Source organism: Thalassovita aquimarina, from assembly GCF_018219815.1.
GTDB lineage: Bacteria > Pseudomonadota > Alphaproteobacteria > Rhodobacterales > Rhodobacteraceae > Thalassobius > Thalassobius aquimarinus.
On record NZ_JADMKU010000019.1, the window covers coordinates 39372 to 55958 of the forward strand.

Annotated in this window: 18 protein-coding genes; 5 read left to right on the top strand and 13 right to left on the bottom strand. The window is 64.0% G+C overall.

Going from position 1 to position 16587, the window contains the following annotated elements; translation table 11 throughout:
* Positions 1-22: 22 nt before the first annotated feature.
* The 5 genes from IT775_RS17150 to IT775_RS17170 all read right to left on the bottom strand — a co-directional run bounded on the left by IT775_RS17150 (position 23) and on the right by IT775_RS17170 (position 3937).
* A complete protein-coding gene (locus tag IT775_RS17150) occupies positions 23-631 on the bottom strand; it encodes an inner membrane-spanning protein YciB (protein ID WP_212702460.1) in 609 nt (202 codons plus the stop codon).
* Between the two features lie 11 nt (positions 632-642).
* Positions 643-1545, bottom strand: a complete 903-nt coding sequence (locus IT775_RS17155) for an EamA family transporter (RefSeq protein WP_212702461.1) — start codon at positions 1543-1545, stop codon at positions 643-645.
* Complete coding sequence (locus tag IT775_RS17160) at positions 1542-1979, bottom strand: hypothetical protein (protein WP_212702462.1); 438 nt, start codon at positions 1977-1979, stop codon at positions 1542-1544. The genes IT775_RS17155 and IT775_RS17160 overlap by 4 nt, the downstream gene beginning before the upstream one ends.
* Entirely contained in the window at positions 1972-3171 is a 1200-nt protein-coding gene (gene ftsY, locus IT775_RS17165) for a signal recognition particle-docking protein FtsY (RefSeq protein ID WP_212702463.1), read from the bottom strand. The genes IT775_RS17160 and ftsY overlap by 8 nt, the downstream gene beginning before the upstream one ends.
* Before the next feature lie 118 nt (positions 3172-3289).
* Positions 3290-3937: a lysoplasmalogenase family protein gene (locus tag IT775_RS17170; protein ID WP_212702464.1), complete on the bottom strand. Its 648-nt coding sequence runs from the start codon at positions 3935-3937 to the stop codon at positions 3290-3292.
* Between the two features lie 114 nt (positions 3938-4051).
* Here IT775_RS17170 and IT775_RS17175 point away from each other — a divergent pair, with 114 nt between their 5' ends.
* A complete protein-coding gene (locus tag IT775_RS17175; protein ID WP_212702465.1) occupies positions 4052-4441 on the top strand; it encodes a hypothetical protein in 390 nt (129 codons plus the stop codon).
* Between the two features lie 80 nt (positions 4442-4521).
* A complete protein-coding gene (locus IT775_RS17180) occupies positions 4522-5538 on the top strand; it encodes an alkane 1-monooxygenase (protein WP_212702466.1) in 1017 nt (338 codons plus the stop codon).
* Between the two features lie 67 nt (positions 5539-5605).
* Here IT775_RS17180 and xseA read toward each other — a convergent pair whose 3' ends face one another.
* Positions 5606-7156, bottom strand: a complete 1551-nt coding sequence (gene xseA, locus IT775_RS17185; RefSeq protein ID WP_212702467.1) for an exodeoxyribonuclease VII large subunit — start codon at positions 7154-7156, stop codon at positions 5606-5608.
* An 82-nt stretch (positions 7157-7238) separates the two neighbouring features.
* Between xseA and purD the strand changes: the two genes are divergently transcribed.
* Entirely contained in the window at positions 7239-8501 is a 1263-nt protein-coding gene (gene purD, locus IT775_RS17190) for a phosphoribosylamine--glycine ligase (RefSeq protein ID WP_212702468.1), read from the top strand.
* 109 nt (positions 8502-8610) lie between these two features.
* Positions 8611-9213, top strand: a complete 603-nt coding sequence (locus IT775_RS17195; RefSeq protein WP_212702469.1) for a LuxR family transcriptional regulator — start codon at positions 8611-8613, stop codon at positions 9211-9213.
* Between the two features lie 6 nt (positions 9214-9219).
* Here the strand turns inward: IT775_RS17195 and IT775_RS17200 are convergent, their stop codons facing one another.
* Together IT775_RS17200 and IT775_RS17205 are read right to left on the bottom strand one after the other, a co-directional pair.
* Complete coding sequence (locus tag IT775_RS17200; protein ID WP_212702470.1) at positions 9220-9972, bottom strand: FG-GAP repeat domain-containing protein; 753 nt, start codon at positions 9970-9972, stop codon at positions 9220-9222.
* Positions 9972-10295, bottom strand: a complete 324-nt coding sequence (locus IT775_RS17205; RefSeq protein ID WP_212702471.1) for a 2Fe-2S iron-sulfur cluster-binding protein — start codon at positions 10293-10295, stop codon at positions 9972-9974. Before IT775_RS17205 ends, IT775_RS17200 begins: the two co-directional genes overlap by 1 nt.
* 193 nt (positions 10296-10488) lie before the next feature.
* Between IT775_RS17205 and IT775_RS17210 the strand changes: the two genes are divergently transcribed.
* Positions 10489-11025 (top strand): peptidoglycan-binding domain-containing protein, encoded by a 537-nt coding sequence (locus IT775_RS17210; protein WP_212702472.1) that lies wholly within the window; start codon positions 10489-10491, stop codon positions 11023-11025.
* A 102-nt stretch (positions 11026-11127) separates the two neighbouring features.
* Here the strand turns inward: IT775_RS17210 and IT775_RS17215 are convergent, their stop codons facing one another.
* The 5 genes from IT775_RS17215 to gor all read right to left on the bottom strand — a co-directional run bounded on the left by IT775_RS17215 (position 11128) and on the right by gor (position 16394).
* On the bottom strand, positions 11128-12516 hold the full coding sequence (locus IT775_RS17215; RefSeq protein ID WP_212702504.1) for a Do family serine endopeptidase: 1389 nt from the start codon (positions 12514-12516) through the stop codon (positions 11128-11130).
* Between the two features lie 194 nt (positions 12517-12710).
* A complete protein-coding gene (locus IT775_RS17220) occupies positions 12711-12905 on the bottom strand; it encodes a DUF2065 domain-containing protein (RefSeq protein ID WP_212702473.1) in 195 nt (64 codons plus the stop codon).
* Positions 12905-13783, bottom strand: coding sequence for a protease modulator HflC (gene hflC / locus IT775_RS17225; RefSeq protein ID WP_212702474.1), 879 nt, complete (start codon positions 13781-13783; stop codon positions 12905-12907). Before hflC ends, IT775_RS17220 begins: the two co-directional genes overlap by 1 nt.
* Before the next feature lie 3 nt (positions 13784-13786).
* Positions 13787-14941, bottom strand: coding sequence for an FtsH protease activity modulator HflK (gene hflK, locus IT775_RS17230; protein ID WP_212702475.1), 1155 nt, complete (start codon positions 14939-14941; stop codon positions 13787-13789).
* 91 nt (positions 14942-15032) lie between these two features.
* Entirely contained in the window at positions 15033-16394 is a 1362-nt protein-coding gene (gor, locus tag IT775_RS17235; RefSeq protein ID WP_212702476.1) for a glutathione-disulfide reductase, read from the bottom strand.
* Between the last annotated feature and the right edge of the window lie 193 nt (positions 16395-16587).

Here is a 16587-nt window from a genome sequence, read left to right on the forward strand (position 1 = left end):
AGTCCACCGCGGACTTCGCCCTCTAGCCTTGGTCGCCCTCTTTCGTGATCCCGTATTTGCGGAACACCGCGCCTTGGCTCATGAAGAACAGGAACACCGCGGCGGTCAGCCCGAAGGTCTTGAAGTAGACCCAGGCCTCGGTGCTCTGGGTGCGCCAGATCAGCTCGTTCAGCGCCGCCAGCCCGAAGAAGAACGCGGTCAGCCGCTTGGTCAGCACCATCCAGCCTTGCTTGTTCAACGGCAGATGCGCCTCCATCAGCGGTTCAAGGTAGCTCTGGCCGCGCAAGAGCCCGATCCCCAAGGCCCCGCCGAACAGCAGGTAAATCAGCGTCGGCTTCATCTTGAAGAACCGGTCGTCGTTCAGCCAGACCGACAAGCCGCCGAATACCACCACCAGCACCAGCGTCACCACCTGCATCTTCGACAGGTGCCCGGTCAGCCGCCACAGCGCTAGCGTGCTGAGCACCAGTAGCGGGACGAACCCGGCGGTCACCGCGATGAAGCCCTCGTATTCGGCGCCGCCAAAGGTGAACACCCGGTCCTTCAGCAGCAGGTAGGCCGCGAAGAACGCCACGATGGGGCCGTATTCCAACCCCGATTTCAGCAGCGGATTGATCGTCTTTTCAGCCATGGTGCCTCCTGTCAGCCTCCTATCTCAACTATGACCGCGCCCGCCGCAATCAAGCTCATGAGCGCAATCCGGCGCGGGCCCACGGTTTCCTTCAGCACCAGCCAGCCGATCAGCGCCGCAAAGACGGTTGAGGTTTCTCTCAGAACAGCAGCCTCGCCCACCTTGTCAAGCCGCGTCGCCAACATGATAGACCCGAAGCTGAGAAAGGCCACCACCGCCCCCACGACCCCGCGCGCCATCAGGGGAGCCAGTGTCGGCCGGCTGATCATGCCGCGCCAGCGCAGCACGGCGATCGGCGGCATCACCAGCCCGTCGAACAAGAAGAACCAGGCCAGGAAGGTGAACGGATCGGCGGTGGCGCGGATGCCATAGGCGTCATAGGTGGTGTAACAGGCCACGAACAGCCCCGTCGCCACCGCCAGCATCAGCGCGATGCCCAGCGTGTCGCGGTTCAGCTGCAGAAAGATCAGGTTGTAGACCGCCAGCCCGAAAATCCCGGCCAACAGCACCGCCACGCCCAGCCATTGCACGCCCGTGAAGGTTTCCCCGAACAACATATAGGCGCCGATCACGGCGAAAAGCGGCCCCGTCCCGCGCACCACCGGGTAGACGACCGTGTAGGCGCCCTTGCTATAGGCGAAGGCCTGCAGGAACTTGTACGCGGTGTGGATGACGAAGGCGGTGGCGAAGATCGGCCACATGTGCGGTTCGGGAAACGGCACCATGAACAGCGCGAAGGGCGCCGCCATCACCCCGTAACTGAAATCGATCGCGCCGCGCGACAGCCAGGGATCATGACGCCCCTTCTGCAGCGCCCCGAACACCGCATGCAGCAACGCCGCCGACAGGGCGAGGATCAAGGCCAGTTGATGCCCGGCCTCGGTGCCTTCCAGCCCGGTCAGCCAAGCGCTCATATAACGCGGGGTTCGAACTGACCCATGGCGATGTCGCGCAACCTTTCAACCCGCTCGGAAATGTCGATTTCGCTGCCGTCATGGGCCAGGACGGTGGTCCCGCCCGAAGCGTCCTCGGCATAGCCGTCGATCAGGACCGAAATCATCGAATTGATCACGAAGGGGCTGCGATAGGCGCGCAGCAGGCAGAAATCCTGAATTCGCGGCAGGGCGTTTTCGCGCTCCGCGTCCCAAATCAGCCGCCCGGCGCCGACCACTTCGTCGCCGTCGGTGACGATGCATTCCGAATACAGGATACGGCCATCATCCCATTTGTCATCGCCCAGGTAGGGATAGCTCAGCCGCGAGGTTTCCATCACCTCGTCGACAGCGGTGTGGATCGCTACGATATCCCAACCGTATTCGTTTCTCAGTGTATCGTGAATCTCAAGCATCAAGACCAGTCAGCGCCTTTGCAAATTCTTCGGGGTCAAAGGCTTGCAGATCGTCGATCTGCTCGCCCACGCCGATCGCATGGATCGGCAGGCCGAACTTGTCGGCCAGCGCCACCAGCACGCCGCCCTTGGCGGTTCCGTCGAGCTTGGTCATCACAAGTCCCGACACGTCGGCCAGTTTCTGGAACGTCTCGACCTGGCTCAGCGCGTTCTGCCCGGTGGTCGCGTCCAGGACCAGCAGCGTGTTGTGCGGCGCGGTTTCGTCCTTCTTGCGGATCACCCGCACGATCTTGGCGAGTTCCTCCATCAGGTCGGCGCGGTTCTGCAGCCGCCCGGCGGTGTCGATCAGAAGCAGGTCGGCGCCCTCGGCCTCGGCCTTGGTCATCGCGTCGAAGGCGAGGCTGGCCGGATCCGATCCTTCCGGCGCGGTCAGCACCGGAACCCCGGCGCGGTCGCCCCAGACCTGCAATTGCTCGACAGCGGCGGCGCGGAAGGTGTCACCGGCGGCGATCACCACCGACTTACCCGCCGCCTTGAACTGGCTGGCCAGCTTGCCGATGGTCGTGGTCTTGCCCGACCCGTTCACGCCGACGACCAGAACCACCTGCGGCTTCTTGGGGAACAGCGGCAGCGGTTTCGCCACCGGGTCCATGATACGGGCGATTTCGTCCGACAGCAGCCGCTTGATTTCCTCGACCGACAATTTGCGGCCGAAACGGCCTTCGGCGATATTGGCGGTGACGCGCAGTGCGGTGTCGACCCCCATGTCCGAGGCGATGAGCAACTCTTCGAGGCTCTCCAGCATGTCGTCGTCGAGCACCCGGCGGACGACCGGCTTGGCCTCTTTCCGCCCCATGATCCGGCCCAGCAGGCCGGGCTTGGCCGCCGGTTGCGGTTTTTCCGCGACCGGTTCGGGCTTGGTGGGTTCGGGTGTGGGTTCAGGCTCCACCGGCTCAGGCGCGGCGGGGGCCGCTTCCGGTTCCGGCTCGGCTTCCGCCTCGGGGACAAGCTCCGGCTCAGCCCCAGGCTCGGGTGCCGGTTCCGGCGCGGCAGGCTCGGGCGCGGTGACCTCTTCGGGTTCCGCGAGCGCCTCTTCGACCTCGCCACCCTCCTCGATGATGGAATCCAGCCCCTCCTCGATCCGGGACGAGGATTTCATCAGCCGCTGTTTGAGTTTTCCAAAGAAGGACATGAAGGGGATTCCGTAAGTCTTTCGAATGACCTAGCCACTCTGCCACGCCATTGGAAGCCCTACCCCTTATTTCCTTGGGGATGGGGCTGTGGAAAACCCTGTGGGAGGGCATGTATTTTCAGCCAAGGAATCCCATGAATAAAAGGGCTTGCGCGGCGTAGTAAAAGAACCAGATCAGGAACGGCGCAATTCGGCCGAAGATGCCGCCCGAAACCACGAAAAGTTCCACCGAAAGGATCAAATCGGACAGGATGAAGCTCAATGCGCCGGCCAGGATGGTGGCGCGGGGAATCGGCAACTGCGCCGCCGTGGCCCCCATCGCCATGATCAGCAACACGTAGAATCGCACCGGAATCTTCAGCCCGCCGGTCCGTGGCGCAAGCCAGAACTCCGTCGACAGGCCCAGCCCGATCAGCGCCACCGGCACCGCCCAGGCCAGCGCATCGCCACCGAACTGCGGGGCAAACTGCACCCAGAAGGCGATGACATAGAGGATGTGACCGATGGCGAAGGCGCCGATTCCGGCCTTGAGCCAGCTTTCCCCCGGCCGCGACAACAGGAAATCGCCCGCCGCACAGGCCCAGAGCCCCGCCAACGCCCATCCCGGCGCCCCCGCCAGGCTGATTCCCACCGCTGGCACCGCCACCGCGCCGGTCTTGACCAGCGTTTTCGCAACGCTTGGCCCCCGCTGGCAAAACCACGACAGGTAAGCGGCGGAAAGCGCCGCGCCGATCAGCAAAAAGGCTGGTCCGATACCGTAGATCATTCTTCCCCCGTTGGTTCGCCCGCACCGGCGCCGCCCGGTGGCGACGAAATACCAAATCGCCGTGTTGCGGAATTGTGACTTGGCCTGCGGGTATTTGTTCCGCAGGATGGCGGCATGAAATGGATTGTTCCACTGCTTTTTTGCGCCACGGCGGCACAGGCCGATACCGCGATGTCAGGTCCGGAATTCGACGCCTATACGCGTGGTAAGACCTTTTATTACGCCGAAAACGGCGCGCCTTACGGCGGCGAGGAACACCTCGACGATCAGCGGGTGCGCTGGTCGTTCCTAGACGGCGATTGCAAGGAGGGCCGCTGGCATCAGGACGGCGCGCTGATCTGCTTTGTCTATGACGACAGTCCCGAACCGCATTGCTGGAGCTTCTTTCAAAGCCCGGACGGGCTGGTGGCGCGGTTCGAGGGCGATCCGGGCCAGACGGTTTTGTACGAGGTGAACAAATCCGACGAACCGATGCTGTGCCTCGGCCCCAAGACCGGGGTCTGACCGGGCATGGTCATGATGATTGCCGCCCCCCGGTCGCGGCGATAGGCTGGGCGCGCAACACCCCCCACCCGGATCGCAAGATGTTCCTGTTCACCATTGCAACGCTGACGCCGGCCCTGCTGCTGATCCTGTCGGCGTTTCTGGGCGGCATCTGGGTGCTGATCGCTGTGTGTTTCATCACGCTCTTCACCTTCCTGATGGACCGCCTATGCCGCGCGGCCGCCGAACCCCGTCCAGATGCCGAGTTTCCCGCCGGCGACGGGTTGTCCGCTTTCCTGGCGCAGGTGCACCTGCCGATGCTGGCGCTGGCGGTCTGGGCCGTGGGCGGCGGCAGCGGCATGACCGGCTGGGAACGTGCCGGGCTGCTGGTCGGCTTCGGGCTGTTTTTCGGCCAGATCGCGCATCCCAACGCGCATGAACTGATCCATCGCGGCAACCGCTGGCTCGGCGAGCTGGGCAAGATGGTCTATGTCAGCTTGCTGATCGGCCATCACGTGTCGGCCCACCGGCTGGTGCATCATGTCCATGTCGGAACCGATGCCGATCCCAGTTCCGCGCGCAGGGGCGAAGGGTTCTGGCGCTTTGCGAAACGTGGCTGGACCGGTGCCTTCCGCGCCGGACTGCGGGCGGAAAACGAACGGCGCGCGCGCGCCGGGCACATGTCCCCGCTGTCGCATCCCTACCTGCACTATGCCGGCGGGGCGCTGGTGGCGATGGCGCTGGCGGGCCTCGCCCTGGGGCCGGGGGGCCTCGCCGCGCTGATCGGGGTGGCGGGCTATGCCCAGATCCAGATGCTTCTATCCGACTACGTGCAGCATTACGGGTTGCGGCGTGTCTTGCGCCCGGACGGAAAGCCGGTGCCGGTCGGCCCCGAGCACAGCTGGAACACCCCGCATCGGTATTCCAGCGCGATGATGCTGAACGCGCCGCGCCATTCCGATCACCACATGCACCCGTCCCGGCATTACCCGGCGCTGCGGCTTTCCCCGGAGATGCCAGTACTGCCGCATTCGCTGCCAGTGATGGCGGTTATCGCATTGTGGCCGGGGCTGTGGCAGCGGGTGATGGACCCGCGCTTGGCGGCGTTGGGATTATAGGAGGCTGTCTGCCCCCTCTGCGCCTTCGGCGCATTCACCCCCGAGGATATTTTGAAAAAGAAGAAGCTCAGAACAGGCTGCCCTGTTCGGGGGGCTTCGGCTTGGATTTGGGCTGCGGTTTCGAGGGCTTGGCGCCGAGTGTGAGGCGACCGTCGGCGAATTCGATTTCCAGCATTTCGGCCTTGGCGGCCGCTTTCTTGCTGGTCACCACATCGCCATCGCCACGCACCACGGCGTAGCCGCGTTTCAGAGTCGCCTTGTAACCCAGCGTTTCGCGCAGCCGGTCGAGCGCCTCGACCTGTCCTTGCCAATCGGTGACCTGCCGCTGGCCTGCATCGGACAGGCGCTTTGACAGGCGATCGAAATCGTTGCGCTTGCGCCTGATGTCTTGTTCCAGCGGCTGGATCTTGAGCCGGTCGGCGCGGCGCCCGAGCGCTTCGCGCTTGGTATCGATGACGCGGTGAAGCCCCGCCGGAAGGCGGGGCGAGAGCCCGCCCAGGGTGCGCTTTTCGGCCTCGATCCGGCGGGAGAGGCTGGACGGGCGCAGGCCGCCGCGAATGTCGGACAGTTTCACCTGGCGCAGCTGCACCGAGCGGATCAGCGCCTGCGGCAGCCGTTCGCCCCAACTGTCGAGCCGCTGGCGCGGGCTTTCCAGCAGCGTGTCGGCGCGCGGCAGGGCACGTGATAGATCGCGCAGCCGCTGGCCGCGCTGGCCGACGCCCTGGGTCAGCGCCCGGGTCAGCCGCGATCCCTGCTGATCGAGCCAGCCCATGAGTTCCAGCCGCACCGGCACCGCCAGTTCGGCCGCCGCCGTGGGGGTGGGCGCGCGCATGTCGGACACGAAATCGATCAGCGTGGTGTCGGTTTCATGCCCCACCGCGGAAATCAGCGGAATCTCCGACGCAGCCGCGGCGCGGGCGACGATTTCCTCGTTGAAGCCCCAGAGGTCCTCGATCGAGCCGCCGCCGCGCGCCACGATCAGAAGGTCGGGCCGGGGCATCGCGCCACCCGGGCTGAGCGCGTTGAACCCAGCGATGGCGCGGGCCACTTCGGGGGCGCATCTTTCGCCCTGCACCGCCACCGGCCAGATCAGCACCTTGCGCGGGAACCGGTCGCGCAGCCGGTGCAGGATATCGCGGATCACCGCGCCCGAGGGCGAGGTCACGACGCCGATCACTTCCGGCAGGTAAGGCAGTTCCTTTTTGCGTTCTGGCGCGAACAGGCCTTCGGCGGCGAACATCTGCTTGCGCTTTTCCAGCATCGCCATCAGCGCGCCCATGCCCGCCGGTTTGATATCCTCGATCACGATCTGGTACTTGGACTGTCCCGGGAAGGTGGTCAGGCGGCCGGTCGCGATGACCTCCATGCCTTCTTCCGGCGCCGTGGCGAGCCGTGACGCAACCCCTTTCCAGATCACCCCGGCGATCACCGCGCGATCGTCTTTCAGGTCGAGATAGACATGCCCCGAGCGCGGCCGCGACACCCGGCCGACTTCGCCGCGCACCCGGACATGGGCGAATTCCCCCTCGATCAGGCGCTTCACCGCGCCGGAGAGTTCGGTGACGCTGAATTCGGGCGCGTTTTCGCCTTCGCGGGGTTCGTCGATCAGATCGGACATGATGGATCGGCCTGCTTCACTTGTTTCCTGCCTCAACGCACCTTAGAACGCCGCCAACGGAAGGCCAAGCGGAGTCAGGCTCATGAACATTCTCATCCTCGGCGGCGGCGGGCGCGAACATGCGTTGGCCTGGGCGGTTCTGCAGAACCCCAAATGCGACAAGCTGATCGTTGCGCCGGGCAATGCCGGCATCGCCGCGATCGCCGATTGCGCCAGCCTCGACATCCTGAACGGCGCGGCGGTGGTGAATTTCTGCGAAGAAAACGCCATCGATTTCGTCATCGTCGGCCCCGAGGCACCGCTGGCCGAGGGCGTCGCCGACCGGCTGCGCGATGCCGGTTTCCTGGTTTTCGGCCCGTCCGAGGAAGCGGCCCGGCTGGAAGCCTCGAAAAGCTTCACCAAGGAGATTTGCGACGCCGCCAAGGCACCGACCGCAGGCTACGGCCATTTCACCGATCCGCAGGCCGCCAAGGCCTATATCCGTGAACAGGGCGCGCCGATCGTGGTCAAGGCCGACGGTCTGGCCGCCGGCAAGGGCGTGATCGTGGCAATGGACGAAGACACCGCGCTGGCCGCCATCGACGACATGTTCGGCGGTGAATTCGGATCGGCCGGCGCCGAGGTGGTGATCGAGGAATTCATGGACGGCGAAGAGGCCTCCTATTTCGTCCTCGTGGATGGCGAAACTTGCCTGCCCATCGGCACCGCGCAGGATCACAAGCGCGTCGGCGAAGGCGATACCGGGCTGAACACCGGCGGCATGGGCGCCTATTCCCCGGCCCCCGTCCTGTCCGACGAGATCGCCGAGAAGGCGATGGAGGAAATCATCAAGCCCACGATGAAGGCGATGGCCGATCGCGGCACGCCGTATCAGGGCGTTCTTTACGCCGGGCTGATGATCAAGGACGGCCAGCCGCGGCTGGTGGAATACAACGTGCGTTTCGGCGATCCCGAATGCCAGGTACTGATGCTGCGGCTGGGCGCGCAGGCGCTCGACCTGATGCAGGCCTGCGCCGAGGGCCGTCTGGACGAGGCACAGGTCAACTGGGCCGACGATCACGCGATGACCGTCGTGATGGCCGCCAAGGGGTATCCCGGCGCCTATGAGAAGGGCAGCGTGATCAAGGGGCTGGATGCCCTGCCGGAAACCAGTTCGGAAATGTGCTTCCACGCCGGTACCGGCGAAAAGGACGGCCAGATCGTGGCCACCGGCGGCCGGGTGCTGAACGTCACCGCGCGCGGCGCGACGCTGCAGGAAGCGGCCGACCGCGCCTACGCGATGGTCGACAAGATCGACTGGCCCGAAGGCTTCTGCCGCCGCGATATCGGCTGGCGCGCGCTCTGACCCTGCCCGTTCGGGCCGGTCCGGCGCGACAGAACGTTTGCGCCGGACCATTCGCGCCCCTATCATGACTGGGCCTGCAATCCCTAATCACCCGGAGCAGTTCGAAAAAATGTCAGACCTGGAAACCGAGGCTTACGAAAGCGGCGATTTCACCCAACTGATCTTCGAATATGCGCCGATCGGGCTGGTCGTCACCGAAAGCCGGGTGATCCGCGAATGCAACCCGGCCTTCGCGCAGATGTTCGGTTACGAACAGGACGAATTGCGCGACACCAGCTTCGCGCGACTTTATCCCACCCAGGAAGAATTCGTGAATATCCGCAATCGCGGCGCGAAGGAGCTGAGCGAGCAAAGCCCCTATTGGGACGAACGGGTTATGATGCGACGGAACGGCGATTTGTTCTGGTGCCGCGTGCGCGGCCACAGTTTCACCCCCGACGAACCGCTGCGCCGGGCGGTTTGGACGCTGGCCGATCTGTCCGACTCACGCCCTTATCAGCCACTGACCCGGCGCGAACGCGAAGTGTTTTCGCTGATCAGCGAAGGCAAGACGAGCAAGGAAATCGCCATCACGCTGGGCATGTCGCACCGCACGGTCGAGGTGCACCGGTCGCGGCTTCTGAAGAAATTCCGCGCCGCCAATACCGCCGGGCTGTTCCAGTCCCTGGGCGCGATCAATGGCGATCACGTGGTCAGCGGCACCCGCGCCTGAAACCGGTCAGTCCCGGCAATTCAGCGCGCGATCAAAGCTTTCGGGCCCCTCGAACCGGCCGATTTCGCGGCCATACAGACGCCCGTTTTCCAGCCGCACCGCCATCACCCGATGCCAGTCGGCATCGGCGGTGACGATCTCGGGGCCCCGTCCGCAATCGCGGATGCCGCCGCCGATACCTGGATCGCCCAATAGGTGATTTGTCAGCCCCTTCAGGGCCGCGACTTCGCTCAAGCCGCCATCGCGGAACCGCCAGACCCGTAATGTCCGGGCCAGATGCGGGCGGTCGATATAGGCCAGTTCGACAAAACCGTCGCCATCCAGATCGGCCCCGCCCAGCGGTGCCAGCCAACGGTGGGTGCGGCCGATATGAGGCGTTTGGGCGACCTTGCCGGTCTCGTCGTAGATGGCCAGCGCCGCGCCGCGCGCGATGTCGGTTTCGACAACGACCACTTCGGCATCGCCGTCGCCATCAACGTCGATCAGCCGCGGCGACAGGTCTTCGAAGACGCGGTTCTCGGGCAATCGCACAATCAGTTTGCGCCCGTCCGACAGCCGCATCCGCAATGCGCCCCATTCTTCCGGATCGCCGAACACGCCATGGGCATAGCGCGTGGTCGGGTCGGCGAACCGGGCCGATTGGATTTCGGCAGCGACCGGCCCCGCCAGAAACGCGGCACACAGGCCCAAGGCCAGCCCCGCGCGCCGGGCCATGTGGCGCCACGGGCGCGCCGGGTATCGCCGCGCCCTGCCCCGCATCAGATCTGCTTTTCGGGCATGTTCACGACCAGCCCGTCCAACGCGTCGGTCACCTTGATCTGGCAGGTCAGGCGCGACCGTTCCGGATCGGGTTCAAAGGCGAAATCGAGCATGTCTTCTTCCATGTCGTCCTTCGCCGGCAGCTTTTCGACCCAGGCCGGATCGACATAGACATGGCAGGTCGAACAGGCGCAGGCGCCGCCGCAATCGGCCTCGATGCCGGGGATGTTGTTGTCGCGCGCGCCTTCCATCACGGTCAGACCGTTGGCGACTTCGACGACATGTTCGGTGCCGTTATGTTCGATATAGGTAATCTTCGCCATTCGGGCGGCCTCCTGATATTCACCTGTATTTCGAGTCAATCACAGTTCCTAGCCAAGCACGCTGCCGCTGGCCAGTCCCTTTTGCGTGATCGCGCCCCGAACCGGTGCCTGGTCCGCGCGCGCAAGCGGCTTTCGCGAAAGGTTCAAACAGGCTACAGTCGGGCAAACAATATTGGCACGAGATATCGAGCAAATGCATTTCCTGCCCCTGACACTGGGCCTTGCCGGGGCCTGCGGCCTGCTTGCGGGATGCGCGGCTCCTTTGCCCGTGCCGGGGCTCGCCTCCGAACCGCAGGTCACGCGGCAGATCGACAGCGCGCCGCCCGGGGCAGAACCGGGGACCTGCTGGGGCAAGCACGCGGTGCCCGCGATCTATGAGACGGTGACCCAACAGGTGATGCTGCAACCGGCGGAAATTCTGGCCGACGGCACCGTTGTCCGCCCGGCGATCTACAAGACCGAAACGCATCAGGCGGTGGTGCGCGAACGCAAGGAAACCTGGTTCGAGGTGCCCTGCGACGCGGTGCTGACGCCGGATTTCATCGCCTCGCTGCAACGGGCGCTGAAAGTGCGTGGGCTGTATCGTGGCACCCCGAACGGCGCCATGGATGGCCGCACCCGTGCCGCCATTCGCAGGTACCAGAAACCTCAGGGGCTGGATTCCGGCATCCTGTCGATCGCCGCCGCGCGCAAGCTGGGCCTGATCGCGGTGGCAAACCCGAAAGAGTAACGGCCATCCGGCCAACGCGCGACCAACCCAATGTCCGTTCCAAGTAGAAAGGCCGCCCCGAAAGGCGGCCTTTCTCGTTCTGTTGCGTGAGCAGTGCGGTCTTCAGTCTTCGATGATCGACAGCGCCACGAAACGCGGCTCTCCGGCGCGGCGTACCAGCAGCAGCAGCGATTTGCGCCCTGCGTCGCGGGCCTCATCCACCCGGTCCTGCAGATCCTTGGCCGAGCTCAGCTTCTGCTGGCCGGCTTCGGTGATCACGTCACCGGCGCGCAGGCCCTTTTCATAGGCTTCGGTGGTTTCGTCGACATCCATCACCACCAGACCCTGCGTGTTGGGCTTGAGGTTCAGTTCCTCGCGCAGCTGATCGGTCACCGGGCTCAGCGTCAGTCCCAGCATCTCGGTCGGCTCGTCCGGGGCGGCATCTTCGCGCGATTGCGCGGCCGGGATCGCCTCGGCTTCTTCGCGCCGGCCCAGGGTGACTTTCAGCGTCACGGTCTTGCCATCGCGGAACACGGTGACGCGCACCGCCTTGCCGACCTCGGTATTGCCCACCTTGCGCACCAGCGAGCGGGTATCGATCACGTCGGTGCCGTCGAAGTTGACGATCACGTCACCCTGCAGGATGCCCGCGTCCTTTGCCGGGCCATCGGGCACATCGGTGACCAGCGCGCCGCTGGTTTTCTCCAGCCCCATCGCCTCGGCCATGTCGGGAGTGACGTCCTGGATCCGCACGCCCAGCCAGCCGCGGCGGGTTTCGCCGTATTCCTTCAACTGGCCGACCACGTTCTTGACCACGTTCGAGGCCATCGAGAACCCGATCCCGATCGACCCGCCATTGGGGCTGAGGATCGCGGTATTCACGCCGATCACTTTGCCATCCATGTTGAAAAGCGGCCCGCCCGAGTTGCCCCGGTTGATCGCCGCATCGGTCTGGATGTAATCGTCGTAGCTGCCCGACAGCGCCCGGTTGCGCGCCGACACGATGCCGGCCGAGACCGAAAAGCCCTGCCCCAGCGGATTACCCATCGCCATCACCCAGTCGCCGACACGGGCGGTGTCGCTGTCGCCGAAGCTGACGTAAGGAAGCGGCTTGTCCGCCTCGACCTTCAGCAGCGCGATATCCGTGTTGGGATCGGTGCCCACGACGGTTGCTTCCAATTCGTCGCCGCCGAAGAATTCGATCACGATCTCGTCGGCGCTTTCGATGACGTGGTTGTTGGTGACGATGTACCCATCTTCGGAGATCACGAAACCCGATCCCAGGGCCGAAGACCGGCGCGGCCGGTCACCGTTGCGGTCCTGGAATTCGCGGAAGAAATCCTCGAACGGGCTGCCCTCGGGGACGATGGGATTCGGCCCCCGGCTGCCCGCGACAACGGTCGATGTGGTGATGTTGACCACTGCATCGCTGATTTCCTCGGCCAGATCGGCCAAACTGTCGGGACGCGCTGCAGCTTGCAGCGATTGCGACAGCACCAGCACCGCGGCCATCAGGCCGAGCCAGAAAACCCTGAAATAACCAGTGTTTGGTCGGGGAATTGAAACGACAGAACTGTTCACTCCCTTAACTCCTCTTTTCTGAGTGGTGACGCCACCATCCCCGTTGCCGTTGTGATGTGCAACTCAATCCGGCTCTCACTGCCTCAATAGAGCGTGAAGACGCGTTGAGGCACGCCGTTGTCTCATTATGCACCCAAAGACTTTGCAATCCAAACCAGCAGCAAACCGATCGTCAAAGCCGCCAGCCCGACGGTGCGGCGGCTGGCCTCGGGCAGTGCGCGCAGCATCTCCAGAATCTGTTCCACAAGCGAAGGGGCCAGCGCATAGGCCAGCCCCTCCACAATCAGCACCAGCCCAAGAGCCAGAAGCGCGGTTTCCATTACTGCGCGACCTTGTCCGACTTCAGGTAGTCGAAGAATTCGCTGTCCGGCGTCATCACCATCGACGAATTCGACCCCTGCAGCGCTTTCTCATAGGCCTGCAGCGACCGGTAGAAGGCGAAAAATTCCGGGTCCGCGCCGAAGGCTTCGGCGAAGATGCCGTTGCGCTCCGCATCGGCCTCACCGCGGATCACCTGCGCTTCGCGCTCGGCTTCCGACAGGGTTTCGACCACGGTCCGGTCGGCCAGCGCCCGCACCCGCTGCGCGGCTTCGTTACCGCGAGCGATTTCGTCGGCCGCTTCGCGTTCACGCTCCGCCCGCATCCGGGCGAAGGTTGCGTTGAGGTTCTGTTCCGGCAGGTTGGTCTGCTTCAGACGCACGTCGACCACATCGATCCCCAGCGACAGGGCGCTGTTGCGGGCCTGATTGCGGATACGGTTCATCAATTCACGGCGATCTTCGGACAGGATCGTGTCCGAGGTCACCTGATCGGCGCCCAGGACTTCCCGGATCTGGGAATTCAGGATCGAGCTGAGGCGATCCTCGGCCAGCCGCACACCGCCGACACCGACGGCCTGACGGAACCGCACCACGTCGCTGATGCGGTAGCGGGCGAAGGCGTCGACCACCAGACGGCGATCATCCGACGGCGTGACCTCGATGGTTTCGGTGTCGAGCGACAGGATACGGTCGTCGTATTTGACCACTTCCTGAATCAGCGGGATTTTGAAGCTGAGCCCGGGGTCTTCCTTGACGGCCTTGATCTGGCCGAATTGCAGCACAAGCGCCTTTTCGCGTTCGTCCACGACGAAAACCGAAGACAGCACACCGATCAGGGCGATTACCAGCACCGGGATAAGAATGGCAGTTTTCCGCATCGCTTAGTTCCCCCCGTCCGTATTGCTACGGCGCAATTCGTTTAGCGGCAGATAGGGCACCACGCCCTGGCCACCGCCGGCACCGGTCAGGGCGCTGTCAAGGATGGTCTTGTCGACGCTACCCAGCACCTTTTCCATGGTTTCCAGATACAGACGCTTGCGGGTCACGTCCGGCGCCTTCTTGTATTCTTCCAGAACCGCGCTGAAGCGACTGGCTTCACCCAATGCATCATTGACCACCTGGGCACGATAAGCTTCGGATTCTTCCAATGTCTGCGCCGCTTCACCGCGGGCTTCGGCAAGCACCCGGTTGGCATAGGCATCGGCCTGACGCTGCAGCCGGTCACGTTCCTGTTCGGCGGCCTGCACTTCGCGGAAGCTGTCGATCACTTCGCGCGGCGGGTCGGCCTTTTCAAGGTTCACCCGCACAATGTTGATGCCGCTTTCGTATTCGTCGAGCGTGGCCTGGATGTTTTCCTTGACGCTGTCGGCGATGATACCACGATCGCGGTTCAAGATCGGCGCCAGGTTCGACGCGGCGATGATTTCGCGCATCACGGATTCAGACACCGCCTGAACGGTCAGCCTCGGATCGGCGATGTTGAACAGCAGCCGCGCCGGATCGTTGATGTTCCACACGACTTGGAAATCGATATCGACGATATTGGCATCCGTGGTCAGCATCAGCCCGGCATCCTGCCCGCCGCGCGACAGGCCGATATTTTCGGTCCGTTCCGAGGTCACGTTGACCACCTCGGCCGACACGATCGGCCAGGGGGCGAAGTTCAGGCCGGGATTGCCGGTCTTGTAATATTCACCCAACAGCAGTTCGACAGACTGTTCCTCGGGCTTCACGGTATAGAAGCTGGAAAAGGCCCAGAGACCAACCGCGACCAGAACGCCCAGTCCGATCGTGCCCTTGTTGAAGCCCAGACCGCCCGGACCGCCAACGCCGCCGGGGCCCCGGCCGCCGCCCGCACCGCCACGGCCGCCCATCAGGACGCGCAGCTGTTCCTGGCCCTTCTTCATCAACTCGTCGATTTCGGGAATTTGCGGCCCGTCATCCTGGGGACGGCGGCCGCCCCCGTTGTTGCGACGGTCGTCGTCGCCCCTGTTTCCTCCGCCGCCGCCCCAAGGGCCGCCCGAATTGCCTGACATTGGCTTATGATCCTCTTCTTGTTGTGCCCGACACCGGGTCAGTTCACATCGTCGTGTAACAACCTGTGCAATCGGGCAGAAATTTCAAGCTTTATGCGGTGCGAACCGGCGTTTTCATTGTGACGATTTCTTCCGACATCGTCGGATGAACCGCCACGGTGCGGTCGAAATCTTCCTTGGTCGCGCCCATTTTCACCGCGATCCCGGCAAGCTGGATCATCTCGCCCGCGCCGGGTGCAACGATGTGACAGCCCAGAACCTTGCGGGTTTCGGCGCAGACGATCAGTTTCATCAGCACCCGCGCTTCGCTGCCCGCGAACAGGCTGCGCATGGGACGGAAGGAGGAACAATAGACCTCGATCGGGCCCTGGTCGCGCGCGTCTTCCTCGCTTAGCCCCACGGTGCCCATTTCCGGCTGGGTGAAGATGGCGGTCGGGATCAGGTCGTGATCGACCGGCGTCGGATTGCCCTTGAACACTGTTTCGACGAAGGCCATGCCCTCGCGGATCGCCACCGGCGTCAGGTTGACCCGGTCGGTGACGTCACCGATGGCATAGATCGACGGCACGGCGGTCTGGCTGTATTCATCCACTAGGACCTTGCCGTTGCGGCCCAGCTTCACGCCGGCCTCTTCCAGCCCCATGTCATCGGTATTGGGGGCGCGGCCCGTCGCGAACATCACCTGGTCGAACACCCGTTCAGTCCCGTTGGTGGCCTTGACCCGGATACCGCCCGACGCGTCGCGTTCCATCGACAGGATATTGGTGCCGAGGTGCAGATCGATACCGTTCTGGATCATTTCCTCGGATACCAGCCCGCGCGCTTCGCCGTCGAAGCCGCGCAGGATCTGCGCGCCGCGGTAAAATTGCGTGACCTCGACACCCAGCCCGTTCAGCACGCCGGCGAATTCGCAGGCGATGTAACCGCCACCCAGGATCAGGATCGATCCCGGCAGCTTGTCGAGGTGGAAGATATCGTTCGAGGTGATGCCAAGTTCCTCGCCTGGGATGCCGGGCTTGATCGGACGGCCGCCCATCGCCAGCAGGATATGCTTTGCGGTCTTGCGTTCACCTGTGGAGAGCTCAACCGTATGCGCATCGACCACCTTGGCGCGCGCATCGAAGCTTTCCACGCCGGACCCCGCCAGCAGCTTGCGGTAGATGCCTTCCAGCCGGTCCAGTTCCGCGTGCAGCTTGCCCTTGAAGCTGTCCCAGCTGAAATCGCCGGTGGGCATGTCCCAGCCATAGGCCCGGGCCTCTTCCGCCATTGCGGGGAATTCGCTGGCGAAGACCATCAGTTTCTTGGGCACGCAGCCACGGATCACGCAGGTGCCGCCATAGCGGTCTTCCTCGGCCAGCGCCACCTTGGCGCCGGTTTCGCCCGCCGCCACCCGGGCCGCGCGCACGCCGCCCGATCCGCCGCCGATCACGAAGAGGTCATAATCGAAACTCATGAGAAGCTATCTTTCGTTTTGAAGACGTCAGTTGCGACCACATCTATGTCGTCGGCGGAAAAGTTCCAACCCGCAACCCACAGCTATTTGACCACCTCGTGGTCTGAGCGGGATCGAGGCAAAGAACGAATCCGGGCCAGCGCCAGTCCGCGGAATGGCGCTGAGACGCGGTGGCAAAGCAGTTTATGCCGGA